Genomic DNA, 11,981 nt, shown 5'->3' with positions numbered 1-11,981 from the left:
CCCATGGCCGATTCCGCTTTCTTCAGCCCCCTGTCCCACGAGGGCATCCTCGCCGTCCGCGGCTCCGACGCCGGCAAGTTCCTGCAGGGCCAGCTGACCTGCAACATCAACTACCTCAGCCTCGAGCACGCCAGCCTTGGCGCGCGCTGCATGGTCAAGGGGCGCATGCAGTCCAGCTTCCGCATCCTGCCCGAGGGCAACGGTTACCTGCTGGCCATGGCCAGCGAGTTGCTCGAGCCACAACTGGCCGACCTGAAGAAGTACGCCGTCTTTTCCAAGGCCACGCTCACCGATGAGAGCGCAGCCTGGGCACGCTTCGGCCTGCAAGGGGGCAACGCTGCGCTGCAGGCACTGGGGCTGGACCTTCCGCCAGCGGCGGGTAGCACCGCTCGCCATGATGGCCTGATCGCAATTGCCGTCTCCGCCGACCGTGCCGAACTTTGGGTACCGGTAGCCCAGGCCGACAGCGTTCGCCAACAGCTGGCAGCCGCATTGCCGCAAGGCAGCCTCAACGACTGGCTGCTCGGGCAAGTGCGCGCCGGTATCGGCCAGGTCATGGGCCCGACCCGTGAGCTGTTCATCCCGCAAATGATCAACCTGCAGGCCGTTGATGGCGTGAGCTTCAAGAAGGGCTGCTATACCGGCCAGGAAATCGTCGCGCGCATGCAGTACCTGGGCAAGCTCAAGCGCCGCCAGTACCGGCTGGCACTCGAGCAGCAGGATGTTCCGGCCCCGGGTACGGAAATCTTCTCGCCGACCCATGGCTCGTCAGTTGGCGAGGTCGTGCTGGCCGCCAGCACCGGCCAGGGTTGCGAGTTGCTTGCGGTGCTCAGCGCCGAGTCGGTGGAGGACGACAACCTGCACCTGGGCAGCCTCGAAGGCCCTCGTCTGCAGGTGTTGAGCCTGCCGTACGAGCTGGACCGCGACCAGGAAATCCAGCGCTGAACAGTGCACCACCCTTGCCGTTGAGACGTTCATGAACAAGCTGGCCGAGATGGTTCAAGCGCAGTTGCTGGCTGCCATCGACAACGATGACCTGGTCCTGCCAACCCTGCCCGAGGTAGCCCTGAGCATTCGCGAGGCCGCCGAAGACAGCGAGATCAGCGTTGCCGCCCTGAGCAAGGTGATCGGCCGTGATGCCGCCCTGTCGGCGCGCCTGATCAAGGTGGTCAACAGCCCGCTGTTGCGTGCAGCGGTCGAAGTCACCGACTTGCACACGGCCATCACCCGCATGGGCATCAACTACAGCTGCAACCTGGCCATCGGCCTGGTGATCGAACAGATCTTCCATGCACGCTCGCCGGCGGTTGAACAGAAACTGCGCGACATCTGGTCAAATAGCCTTGAAGTTGCCGGCATCAGCTACGAAATTTGCCGCCGCTTCACCCAACTGAAGCCCGACCAGGCGACACTCGGTGGGCTGGTCAACCAGATCGGTGCACTACCGGTGCTGATCTACGCCGAAGAACATAACGAGCTGCTTTCCGACCCGGTCTGCCTGCATTATGTGATCGAGCAGATCCAGCCAGTACTGGGCGACAAGATCCTCTCTTCGTGGGAGTTTCCCGAGCAGCTGGTCAACCTGCCGAGCCAGGTCCAGGACCTGGACCGGCGCACCGACAAGGTGGACTACATCGACGTGGTGCAGATCGCCAAGTGCCTGAGCCAGCGCGCGCGCAGCCGGCCGTTGGCGGCGTTGCCTGCTTATCGCCATCTTGGGCTGCCGTTTGGCACCGAACTGGAGGTTGCCGAGTTGCTGGAAGCGCGGAGCATGTTGCGCTGACTTGTGCTGCCAGTACCGGCCTCTTCACGGCGGTTCGACGCGAAGAGGCCAGCACAGGCTACAGATCAGTCAGCGATGAAACTCACCCGCACCTTCAACCCGCCCTTCTCGCCATCATGCAGGCTGATCTGAGCCAGGTGCGCCCTGCAGATCTCACCGACAATGGCCAACCCCAGTCCACTGCCCTGCACGCCCCTTCGATAGAAGCGCTCGAACACCCGCTCCCGCTCTGCTTCGGGAATCCCCGGCCCATCATCCTCAACCTCCAGCACTGCCGGCGCCAGCACCCGCAGGATCACATTGCCGCCCGCCGGGGTATGCGCCAGCGCGTTGTCGACCAGGTTGCTGAGCAGCTCGTTGAGCAGCGTCGGCTCGCCCTTCAACCACACCGGCGCCTCGGCCTCCAGGGCCAAGGCGACGCCCCGGTTGTAGGCCAGTGGCGCCATGGCCATGCCCAGTTCACGGGCCAGCTGGCTCAAGTCCAGGCGCTGGGCACCGCCTTCGGCAATCGCCCGGGCACCGTTCTCGACCCGCGCCAGTGACAGCAACTGATTGGCCAGATGAGTCAGGCGATCAGTGCCTTGCGCAGCCGACTCCAGGGTCTGCCGCCATTCTTCGGGCTGTTGCGAACGCAACCCCAGCTCGACCCGCGCCTTCAGTGCCGCCAGCGGTGTACGCAGTTCGTGGGCAGCCTCGGCAATGAATTGTGCCTGGCGTTCGAACTGCCCGCGCAACCGCTCGGTGAAGTGGTTCAAGGCACGCACCAGTGGGCCCAGCTCACGCTGCACCTGGACCACCGGCAACGCCCGCAGGTCATCCGGCTGGCGCTCCTCTACCGCTGTACGCAGGCGCTCCAGCGGGCGAAGTGCCGCGCTGACCGCGAACCCCACCATGACCAGCGCGCCCAGCGCCAGCATACCCAGACGCAGCAGGGTGTCGGCCATCAACCCACGGGCCATGCGCACCCGCGCCTCTTCGGTCTCGGCCACGCGGATTTCCGCCATGCCGTTCATGTTCGGCTCGCTCACCGCCTTCAGCAGGCTGACCACTCGCACATCCTGGCCAAGGTAGGTGGCGTCGTAGAAGCGCGCCAGCGCCGGATAGTCGTCAGTGCGCGGCGTGCCGGGCGGCGGTGGCGGCAAGTGCTCGTAACCGGAAATCAGCTTCTGATTGATGTCCAGAACCTGATAGTAGATACGCCCGGCGCTGTCGTAGGCGAAGGTGTCCAGCGCCACGTAGGGCACATCGGCGCTCAGGCTGCCGTCACGCTGGGACAGCCCGGCAGCGATGGTCCGCGCCGAAGCCAGCAAGGTGCGGTCATACGCGGTATCGGCTGCTTCGCGACCGTTCCAGTAGGCGCTAAGGCCGCTGGCCAGCATCAGCACCACCAGCAGCAGTGCCAGGTTGCCCAGCAGCCGCCCGCGCAAGCTGCCGTTGTCACGCATCGCGGTGCTCGAGCAGGTAACCCAGGCCACGGAAGGTGACGATGGCGACCGAGTGGCCATCGAGTTTCTTGCGCAGGCGATGGATGTAGATTTCGATGGCATCAGGGCTTGCTTCTTCATCCAGGCCGAATACCTGGGCGGCCAGCTGTTCCTTGCTCATCACCCGGCCCGGGCGGGCGATCAAAGCCTCCAGCACGCTCTGTTCGCGCGAGGTCAGGGTCAGGTTGTCCTCGCCGAGGCTGAAGCGCCGGGTGTCCAGGTCATAGACCAGTGGCCCGCAGCGCTGCTGGCGCTCGCCCCCCAGCACACTGCGCCTGAGCAGCGCCTTCACCCGTGCTTCGAGTTCGGTCAGTTCAAAAGGCTTGGCCAGGTAATCATCGGCGCCAAGGTTCAGGCCATGCACACGGTCCTTCACGTCGCTGCGCGCGGTGAGCATCAGCACCGGCAAGGTCTTGCCACGACCGCGCAGGCGCGCCAGCACCTCGAAGCCGTCCATCCGCGGCAGGCCCACGTCGAGCACGGCAACGGCATATTCCTCGCTGGCCAAGGCCAGGTCGGCAGCCACGCCATCGTGCAATACATCCACGGTCAGGCCTTGGCTCTTCAGGGCCTGGGCCACGCTTTCGGCCAGTTGCAGATGGTCTTCGACCAACAGCACACGCATCGGATTCTCCCTGCTCGGGTGGGGCGGTGGCGCGGAGTGTACCGCTGTCGGCAAGCCTGTGAAGCCCCTTGGAACAAACCTTTCACGCTGAAAGGTTAGCGAAAGGTTCATTACCTAGCATCGCACCACGGTCGCCCCACGCGCCGAAAAAAGCACCAGCAAGGTGCAACGAATAAGAACAAAAAAACGGAGTCATCCCGATGCTGTCATCGCAGCCTCAGGCGTTCGCGCCTAGCCGTTCCCTGTCCGCACGTCCTTCTGCCATCGCCAGTGCCCTTGCACTTGCCGGTGTCGCCCCGTTGAGCCAGGCCGCCTTCTTCGAAGACAGCACGGCGACCTTCGAAACCCGCAACATGTACTTCAACCGCGACTTCCGCGATGGCACCAGCGCGCAACAATCCAAGCGCGACGAGTGGGCCCAGGGCTTCATGCTCAACTTCGAGTCCGGCTACACCGATGGCACCGTAGGCTTCGGCCTGGATGCGCTGGGCATGATGGGCATCAAGCTCGACTCCAGCCCCGACCGCACCGACACCGGCCTGCTGCCGACCCACGATGATGGCAAGGCCGCCGACGAGTACTCCAAGCTTGGCCTGACCGGCAAGGTGAAAGTGTCGAAGACCGAACTGAAGATCGGTACCCTGATCCCTGAACTGCCGACCCTGCAGCCCAATGATGGTCGCATCCTGCCGCAAACCTTCGAGGGTGGCCTGCTGACCTCCCAGGAGATCAAGGGCCTGACCTTCACCGGCGGGCGCCTGGACAAGGCCAAGGACCGCAACGACACCAACTGGGAAGACCTGGCCCTCAACAACAAGAATGGCCGTTTCGGCGGCACCTTCAGTGCCGACAACCTCGACCTGGCCGGCGTGGACTACAAATTTACCGACCGCATCACCGGCAGCTACCACTTCGCCCAGCTCGACGACATCTACCGTCAGCACTTCATCGGCATGCTGGCCACCCAGCCCTGGGGCCCGGGCACCTTCGGCGCCGACGTGCGCCTGGCGATCAGCGACGATGCTGGCGCGGCGAAGGCTGGGCGGATCGACAACACCACGTTCAACACCCTGCTCAGTTACAGCCTGGGCGGGCACAAGGTCAGCGCCGCCTGGCAGCAGCTGTCGGGTGACAGCGCCTTCCCCTACATCGATGGCGCCGACCCGTATCTGGTCAACTTCGTCCAGATCAACGACTTCGCCGGCGCCGACGAACGCTCGTGGCAAGCGCGCTACGACTACAACTTCGCCGCCCTCGGCGTCCCCGGCCTGACCTTCATGACCCGCTACATCAGCGGCGACAACGTCAGCCGTGCCGCCGGTGGCGAGGGCAAGGAGTGGGAGCGCAACACCGAACTGAAGTACGTGGTACAAAGCGGCCCGTTGAAGAACGTCGCCGTGCGCCTGCGCAACGCCACCTTCCGCTCCAACTTCGCTCGCGATGCGGACGAAGTGCGGCTGCTGGTGAGCTACAGCGTAGCGCTCTGGTAACCCATGCGGTAACCCAAAACAAAAACGCTCACGGAGACATTCGATGACCTTTTCACTGCGCCGCCTCGTCCTCGCCACCGGCTGCCTGCTGTTGGCCGGCAATGCCCTCGCCGCCGAACCGAAACGCCCTGAATGCATCGCCCCGGCCTCGCCCGGCGGTGGCTTCGACCTGACCTGCAAACTGGTGCAGAGCGCCCTGGTGGAGGAGAAGATCCTCAGCAAGCCGATGCGCGTGACCTACATGCCAGGCGGTGTCGGTGCAGTCGCCTACAACGCGGTGGTCGCCCAGCGCCCGGCCGACGCTGGCACCCTGGTGGCCTGGTCGAGTGGTTCGCTGCTGAACCTGGCCCAAGGCAAGTTCGGCCGTTTCGACGAGAACGCGGTGAAGTGGCTGGCCGCGGTCGGCACCAGCTACGGCGCGATCGCAGTGAAGAGTGATTCGCCGTACAAGACCCTCGATGACCTGGTCGCTGCACTGAAGGCGGACCCGAGCAAGGTGGTGATCGGCTCCGGCGGCACCGTCGGCAGCCAGGACTGGATGCAGACCGCGCTCATCGCCAAGGCCGCTGGCATCAACCCGCGCGACCTGCGCTACGTGGCCCTGGAAGGCGGCGGCGAAATCGCCACCGCGCTGCTGGGTGGGCATATCCAGGTTGGCTCTACCGACATCTCCGACTCCATGCCGCACATCCAGAGCGGCAACATGCGCATCCTCGCGGTGTTCTCGGAACATCGCCTGGACGAGCCGGAGATGAAAGATATCCCTACTGCCAAGGAACAGGGCTACGACATCGTCTGGCCGGTGGTACGCGGCTTCTACCTGGGGCCGAAGGTGAGCGACGAAGACTACGCCTGGTGGAAAGACTCGTTCGACAAGATGCTGGCATCGGAAGACTTCGCCAAGCTGCGTGACCAGCGCGAACTGTTCCCGTTCGCCATGACCGGCGCGGAGCTTGACGGTTACGTGAAGAAGCAGGTGACTGAGTACAAGGCACTGGCCAAGGAATTCGGCCTGATCCAGTAAGCCCCCGATCTTTCACCGAACCCCGTGGGAGCGGGCATGCCCGCTCCCACGGGGTCCGCGTCGTGCCGTAAACAACGAGGATTTGCCAATGATCCTGCAACGCATCTTCGCCCTGGCCCTGCTGGCGGTGTGCGCCGCCCTGGCCGTGATGGCCTGGCCCTACCAGGCCGCGTTTTCCTACGAACCGGTGGGGCCACGCGCCTACCCGTTGCTGATGCTCGGCCTGATGAGCCTGGGCTTGCTGTACCTGGCCATCCGCCCGACGCCTATCGTGCGCAAGGACGACGAGCCGGCGCTCGACCGCGAAACCCTGATCAAGATCACCGCCTGCGTCGGCCTGCTGATCATCTTCGCCGCCACCTTTGAGGTCCTGGGCTTCATCCTCAGCGCCATCCTGGTCGGCATCCCCATGGCGCGCCTGTATGGCGGCCGCTGGTTGAACAGCACCCTCGTGGTGGTGGGCATGAGCGTGTTCCTCTACTGGCTGTTCGATCGCGTCATGGACGTACCCCTGCCCCTCGGCCTGCTGAGCGTACTGGAGAACTGACACATGGATACCTTGAGCTACCTGGGCCAGGGCTTCGGCGTCGCCCTGTCCCCTTACAACCTGGTCACCGCCCTGTCGGGCACGCTGATTGGCACCGTGGTCGGCCTGCTGCCGGGCCTGGGCCCGATCAACGGCGTGGCCCTGCTGATCCCGATCGCCTTTGCCCTGGGCCTGCCACCGGAGTCGGCGCTGATCCTGCTGGCCGCGGTGTACCTGGGTTGCGAATACGGCGGCCGGATCAGCTCGATCCTGCTGAACATCCCGGGCGAAGCCTCGACCGTGATGACCACCCTCGATGGCTACCCGATGGCGCGCCAGGGCCTGGCTGGCGTGGCCTTGTCGCTGTCGGCATGGAGTTCGTTCATCGGTGCGCTCATCGCCACCTGCGGCATGGTGCTGTTCGCCCCGCTGCTGGCGAAATGGGCGATTGCCTTCGGCCCTGCGGAATACTTCGTGCTGATGGTATTCGCCATCGTCGCCCTCGGCGGCATGGCCGGTGACAAGCCACTGAAGACCTTTATCGCCGCCCTGATCGGCCTGTTCCTGTCAGCGGTCGGCATCGATGCCAACAGCGGCGTGTACCGCTTCACGGGTGACAGCGTACACCTGGCCGACGGTATCCAGTTCGTGGTGCTGGTGCTGGGCCTGTTCTCCATCAGCGAGATCCTCTTGCTGCTGGAGAAGACCCACCATGGCCACCAGGCGGTGAAAGCCACCGGGCGCATGCTGTTCAACTTCAAGGAAGCGGCCTCGGTGTTCGTGGTCAACATCCGTTGCGGTCTGTTGGGCTTCATCATGGGTGTGCTGCCGGGTGCCGGCGCGACCCTGGCCAGCGCCGTGGCCTACATGACCGAGAAACGCATCGCCGGAGAAAAGGGCACGTTCGGCAAAGGCGACGCCCGCGGCCTGGCTGCCCCGGAAACCGCCATCGGTGCATCCTGCTGCGGCGCCCTGGTGCCAATGCTGACCCTCGGCGTTCCCGGTTCGGGCACGACGGCGGTGATGATCGGCGCGCTGACCCTGTACAACATCACCCCGGGCCCGCTGCTGTTCGAACAGCAGCCAGACATCGTCTGGGGCCTGATCGCCTCGCTGTTCATCGCCAACATCATGCTGGTGATCCTGAACATCCCGATGATCCGTATCTTCACCCGCATCCTCGCCGTGCCGAACTGGGCGCTGGTGCCGGTGATCGCGATCATCACCGCGATCGGCGTGTACGCCGTGCATGCCACCACCTTCGACCTGTTCCTGATGGTCGGCATCGGCATCATGGGCTATATCCTGCGCAAGCTGGACTTCCCGCTGTCGCCGATCCTGCTCGGCTTCATCCTCGGCGGGCTGATGGAGCAGAACCTGCGCCGGGCACTGTCGATTTCCAACGGTGAACTGGGCATCCTCTGGTCGAGCCCGATCAGCATGTCGGTGTGGGTGCTGGTCTTCTGCATGCTGACGCTGCCGCTGCTGCGCATCTGGCGCAAGCGCAGCCTGCAGCGCCAGGCCATGGCGGATGCCTGATCGCTCACTGCCGCTGTTTGTCGCAACCGGGCTGGTCGGCCTTGCTGGCGGTTTTGCCGCCAGCAAGGTCGGCTGGCCTTTGCCGTGGATGGTCGGTGCGTTGCTGGCGATCATCCTGGTGCGCTGCCTGACGCCCTGGCAGCTGTCGGAAATCCCCAATGGCCGCAAGTGCGGGCAATGCATCATCGGTATCGGGATCGGCCTGCACTTCACCCCGGCGGTGATCGAGCAGGTCGCCAGCCACTTCGCGCTGATCTTCTTCGGCGCACTGTTTACCACGCTTTCCAGCGTGATCAGCGTTTGGCTGCTGCGGCGCACCGGTGAAGACCGCGCCACGGCGTTCTTTGCCAGCATGCCCGGTGGCTCGGGGGAAATGGTCAATCTTGGCGCTCGCAATGGCGCGGTACTCAGCCAGGTCGCGGCGGCGCAGAGCCTGCGCGTGCTGGCCGTGGTGCTGTGCGTGCCGGCGCTGTTCAAGTACCTGCTGGGTGACGGTGTGCCGCTGCATCACGCTGGCAGTGTCAGTTGGGGCTGGCTGGCGCTGATCGTGCCACTGGGCGTGGCGGTGGGCTTCGCCTGGCAGCGCCTGCGCCAGCCCAACCCGTGGCTGTTCGGGCCGTTGCTGGTCGCCGCGTCGGTAAGCCTGGCAGGCAACCTGCAAATCGGCTTGCCCAACGGTGCCAGCCAGGTCGGCCAGTGGCTGATCGGCAGCGGCCTGGCCTGCCATTTCAACCGTGCGTTCTTCCGCCGCGCCCCCTCCTTCCTCGCCCGAACACTGCTGGCCACCGCGCTGTGCATGGCGATTGCCGGCAGCGCAGCGTGGGGGTTGAGCGTGCTGACCGAACTGGACCTGCGTTCGCTGACCTTGGGAATGATGCCGGGCGGCATCGCCGAGATGAGCCTGACGGCCGAAACCCTGCAGCTGTCGGTGCCGCTGGTGACGGCGCTGCAGGTGGTGCGGTTGATTCTGGTGCTGTTCCTGGCGGAGCCGTTGTTCCGCTACTGGGTCAAAAGCCAGGGCCAGGGGCTGTAAGGCAGCCCGCCCTTCTTCAGAGTGGTGGCAACGCCCAGTTGATGGGCGCCATGCCACGCTGTTCGAGGAAGCTGTTGGTACGGCTGAAGTGCCCGCAGCCAAGGAACCCGCGATAGGCCGACAGCGGCGATGGGTGCACCGACTTGAGTACCAGGTGCCGGGTGCCATCAATCAGCTTCTGCTTGCTCTGAGCGTGTGCCCCCCACAGCAGGAACACCACGTTCGGGCACTGCTCGCTGACCACCTGGATGATCCGGTCGGTAAACGACTCCCAACCCTTCTTCGCATGCGAGGCAGCATTGGCGCGCTCTACGGTCATGGTCGTGTTGAGCAGCAGCACGCCCTGCTCGGCCCAGCTCTGCAGGTAGCCATGGCTGGCAATCGGGATGTTCAGGTCACGTTGCAGCTCTTTATAGATATTGACCAGCGACGGTGGCGCCGGCACCCCCGGCTGCACCGAGAAGCACAGACCATGGGCCTGGCCCGGGCCGTGATAGGGGTCCTGGCCGAGGATCACCACCTTGACCTGATCCAGCGGCGTGGAGTTGAGCGCATTGAAGATCAGCGGCCCCGGCGGATAGATTTCCTTGCCGGCAGCGTACTCCTGGCGCAGGAACTCCCGCAGCTGTTGCATGTAGGGCTGGTCGAACTCGGCGCGCAGTGCAGCCTTCCAGCTGGGTTCGAGTTTGATGCGATCGTCTTCAGTCATGGGGCCATCCGTAAACAATGGCGCGACACTAGGTAAGCCATTTGCCCTTGTCAATCGATCCGACCGACGACCGGCATGATCGGCCATGCGGGCCATACTTGGGGGATGACTTGTGCGAGGTAGTCCATGGCCATTCATTGCGAGGTACTCACCGGCGCCGATGGCGCCCGAATCGGCATCGCCACACTCGATGCCCCCAAGGCGCTCAATGCCCTCAACCTGCCGATGATCGAAGTGCTTGGCGAACAGCTGCACAGTTGGGCCAGCGACCCTGGGGTCGTCTGCGTGCTGTTGCGTGGCAAGGGTGCCAAGGCTTTTTGCGCCGGCGGCGATGTGCGGGCGCTGGCCCAGGCCTGCCTGGCCCGCCCCGGCAGCGTTCCTGCACTGGCTGCGTCCTTCTTTGCCGCTGAATACCACCTGGATTACCGCCTGCATACCTACCCGAAACCGCTGCTGTGCTGGGGCCACGGGCATGTGCTGGGCGGCGGCATGGGGCTGTTGCAGGGCGCCAGTGTACGCATCGTCACGCCAAGCAGCCGCCTGGCCATGCCGGAAATCAGCATCGGCCTTTACCCGGATGTGGGAGCCAGCTGGTTTCTCGCCCGCCTGCCCGGCAAGCTCGGCTTGTTCCTCGGGCTGACCGGCGCACCGATCAACGCCCGAGATGCGCTCGACCTGGGCCTGGCTGATCGGTTCTTCGGCGAGGAACAGCAAGAGGCCCTGCTCGAGGAGCTGCTGCAATTGAACTGGCAGGAGCAGACCGACCTGCAGCTGAACAGCCTGCTCAAGGCCGAACAGCATCGTGCCTGGGCCGAACTGCCAGCGGCACAATGGCTGCCGAGGCGCCAGGTGATCGACGAGCTGCTCGATGTGGCCGACCCGGCTGCCGCCTGGCGCGCCTTGGAAAGCCTCAAGCATCACCCTGATCCATTGCTGGCCGAGGCCGGTCAACGGCTGCATGAAGGCTGCCCGCTGACGGCGCACCTGGTCTGGGAACAGATACGACGTGCCCGGCACCTGTCACTGGCCCAAGTGTTCCAGATGGAATACAGCATGAGCCTCAACTGCTGCCGACACCCGGAATTCAGTGAAGGCGTGCGCGCGCGCCTGCTGGACAAGGACAACCAGCCACGCTGGCACTGGCCCGATGTGGCGCAGGTGCCAGCGGCGGTGGTCGAGGCGCATTTCGCCAAGGTGTGGGAAGGTCGGCATCCATTGGCCGACCTGGGGGCATGAGGCGGTCAGCGGCGCCAGTCATGGTCCCTTCCGCGCCCACGATCGGACTGACGGTCGTCGTCTCCGCGGTGGTTCGAATGCCAGCGATCATGTTGGTAGCGCTGGCTGCCATCGCGATAGTCATGACGGTCACGATCCCGGCCATAGTCGTAGCGCTGGCGATTGCCATAGTCGTAGCGTGGATTGCCATGCCACTGGTTCATCCCCGGCGTCGGGCCCGGCCGGTAATAGGGAGCCGGTGCGGGCCGATAGTAACGGGGCGCCGGCTGGTAGTAATAGCGCGGCTGCGGCGTCACATAGTAACGGTCATAGTGGTAATACCCCGGCGCGACATAACGATCGGTCGAATAGTATTCGGAACGGGAATAGCCACCGCCCTCATAGTAGGGCGCACAGGCGGACGTCATCAGACCCAGCAGGGCGATCAACAGAATTCGATAGGACATGGCGGCCTCCTGGACCGCTGGGGGTGCTCGAACAGCGGCGCTGGCGAGCGTCGACGCAAATGCGTTCATCGACAATGAATCAGACA

At 64.5% G+C, this 11,981-nt stretch carries 12 protein-coding genes; 8 read left to right on the top strand and 4 right to left on the bottom strand.

Annotated elements, in window-relative coordinates; all coding sequences use genetic code 11:
- The first annotated feature begins 3 nt into the window (after window positions 1-3).
- The gene (gene ygfZ, locus HU738_RS14710; RefSeq protein ID WP_186601329.1) at window positions 4-945 is read left to right on the top strand and encodes a CAF17-like 4Fe-4S cluster assembly/insertion protein YgfZ; all 942 of its coding nucleotides are present in this window, start codon (window positions 4-6) and stop codon (window positions 943-945) included.
- A 31-nt stretch (window positions 946-976) separates the two neighbouring features.
- Window positions 977-1,783: an HDOD domain-containing protein gene (locus HU738_RS14705; protein WP_054885011.1), complete on the top strand. Its 807-nt coding sequence runs from the start codon at window positions 977-979 to the stop codon at window positions 1,781-1,783.
- Between the two features lie 65 nt (window positions 1,784-1,848).
- Here HU738_RS14705 and HU738_RS14700 read toward each other — a convergent pair whose 3' ends face one another.
- On the bottom strand, window positions 1,849-3,228 hold the full coding sequence (locus tag HU738_RS14700) for a sensor histidine kinase (protein WP_176505988.1): 1,380 nt from the start codon (window positions 3,226-3,228) through the stop codon (window positions 1,849-1,851).
- The gene (locus tag HU738_RS14695) at window positions 3,221-3,892 is read right to left on the bottom strand and encodes a response regulator (protein ID WP_054885013.1); all 672 of its coding nucleotides are present in this window, start codon (window positions 3,890-3,892) and stop codon (window positions 3,221-3,223) included. Before HU738_RS14695 ends, HU738_RS14700 begins: the two co-directional genes overlap by 8 nt.
- Window positions 3,893-4,092: 200 nt before the next feature.
- Between HU738_RS14695 and HU738_RS14690 the strand changes: the two genes are divergently transcribed.
- From HU738_RS14690 to HU738_RS14670, 5 genes are all read left to right on the top strand, one after another.
- Complete coding sequence (locus tag HU738_RS14690; RefSeq protein ID WP_186601328.1) at window positions 4,093-5,382, top strand: OprD family porin; 1,290 nt, start codon at window positions 4,093-4,095, stop codon at window positions 5,380-5,382.
- 43 nt (window positions 5,383-5,425) lie between these two features.
- On the top strand, window positions 5,426-6,406 hold the full coding sequence (locus HU738_RS14685) for a Bug family tripartite tricarboxylate transporter substrate binding protein (protein ID WP_176505986.1): 981 nt from the start codon (window positions 5,426-5,428) through the stop codon (window positions 6,404-6,406).
- 88 nt (window positions 6,407-6,494) lie between these two features.
- Window positions 6,495-6,953: a tripartite tricarboxylate transporter TctB family protein gene (locus HU738_RS14680; protein WP_186601327.1), complete on the top strand. Its 459-nt coding sequence runs from the start codon at window positions 6,495-6,497 to the stop codon at window positions 6,951-6,953.
- A 3-nt stretch (window positions 6,954-6,956) separates the two neighbouring features.
- A complete protein-coding gene (locus HU738_RS14675) occupies window positions 6,957-8,471 on the top strand; it encodes a tripartite tricarboxylate transporter permease (RefSeq protein WP_176505984.1) in 1,515 nt (504 codons plus the stop codon).
- On the top strand, window positions 8,464-9,504 hold the full coding sequence (locus HU738_RS14670) for an AbrB family transcriptional regulator (RefSeq protein WP_186601326.1): 1,041 nt from the start codon (window positions 8,464-8,466) through the stop codon (window positions 9,502-9,504). Before HU738_RS14675 ends, HU738_RS14670 begins: the two co-directional genes overlap by 8 nt.
- A gap of 16 nt (window positions 9,505-9,520) precedes the next feature.
- On the opposite strand, the gene ung is transcribed toward HU738_RS14670, so the two are convergent.
- Window positions 9,521-10,213, bottom strand: a complete 693-nt coding sequence (gene ung / locus HU738_RS14665) for a uracil-DNA glycosylase (RefSeq protein ID WP_186601325.1) — start codon at window positions 10,211-10,213, stop codon at window positions 9,521-9,523.
- Window positions 10,214-10,339: 126 nt separating this feature from the next.
- Between ung and dspII the strand changes: the two genes are divergently transcribed.
- Complete coding sequence (gene dspII, locus HU738_RS14660) at window positions 10,340-11,449, top strand: enoyl-CoA hydratase/isomerase DspII (protein ID WP_186601324.1); 1,110 nt, start codon at window positions 10,340-10,342, stop codon at window positions 11,447-11,449.
- 5 nt (window positions 11,450-11,454) lie between these two features.
- Here dspII and HU738_RS14655 read toward each other — a convergent pair whose 3' ends face one another.
- Complete coding sequence (locus HU738_RS14655) at window positions 11,455-11,895, bottom strand: hypothetical protein (protein ID WP_186601323.1); 441 nt, start codon at window positions 11,893-11,895, stop codon at window positions 11,455-11,457.
- Window positions 11,896-11,981 lie beyond the last annotated feature (86 nt).

The sequence above is a fragment of the Pseudomonas vlassakiae genome (assembly GCF_014269035.2).
Taxonomy (GTDB): domain Bacteria; phylum Pseudomonadota; class Gammaproteobacteria; order Pseudomonadales; family Pseudomonadaceae; genus Aquipseudomonas; species Aquipseudomonas vlassakiae.
This window is presented reverse-complemented; position numbering and strand designations above follow the sequence as displayed.

Excerpts from the sequence above, each read along its gene's own strand:
- HU738_RS14675 (WP_176505984.1), top strand. The coding sequence starts at position 6,957 with ATGGATACCTTGAGCTACCTGGGCCAGGGCTTCGGCGTCGCCCTGTCC.
- dspII (WP_186601324.1), top strand. The coding sequence starts at position 10,340 with ATGGCCATTCATTGCGAGGTACTCACCGGCGCCGATGGCGCCCGAATC.
- ygfZ (WP_186601329.1), top strand. The coding sequence starts at position 4 with ATGGCCGATTCCGCTTTCTTCAGCCCCCTGTCCCACGAGGGCATCCTC.
- HU738_RS14690 (WP_186601328.1), top strand. The coding sequence starts at position 4,093 with ATGCTGTCATCGCAGCCTCAGGCGTTCGCGCCTAGCCGTTCCCTGTCC.
- HU738_RS14705 (WP_054885011.1), top strand. The coding sequence starts at position 977 with ATGAACAAGCTGGCCGAGATGGTTCAAGCGCAGTTGCTGGCTGCCATC.
- HU738_RS14700 (WP_176505988.1), bottom strand. The coding sequence starts at position 3,228 with ATGCGTGACAACGGCAGCTTGCGCGGGCGGCTGCTGGGCAACCTGGCA.
- HU738_RS14670 (WP_186601326.1), top strand. The coding sequence starts at position 8,464 with ATGCCTGATCGCTCACTGCCGCTGTTTGTCGCAACCGGGCTGGTCGGC.
- HU738_RS14695 (WP_054885013.1), bottom strand. The coding sequence starts at position 3,892 with ATGCGTGTGCTGTTGGTCGAAGACCATCTGCAACTGGCCGAAAGCGTG.
- HU738_RS14680 (WP_186601327.1), top strand. The coding sequence starts at position 6,495 with ATGATCCTGCAACGCATCTTCGCCCTGGCCCTGCTGGCGGTGTGCGCC.
- HU738_RS14655 (WP_186601323.1), bottom strand. The coding sequence starts at position 11,895 with ATGTCCTATCGAATTCTGTTGATCGCCCTGCTGGGTCTGATGACGTCC.
- HU738_RS14685 (WP_176505986.1), top strand. The coding sequence starts at position 5,426 with ATGACCTTTTCACTGCGCCGCCTCGTCCTCGCCACCGGCTGCCTGCTG.
- ung (WP_186601325.1), bottom strand. The coding sequence starts at position 10,213 with ATGACTGAAGACGATCGCATCAAACTCGAACCCAGCTGGAAGGCTGCA.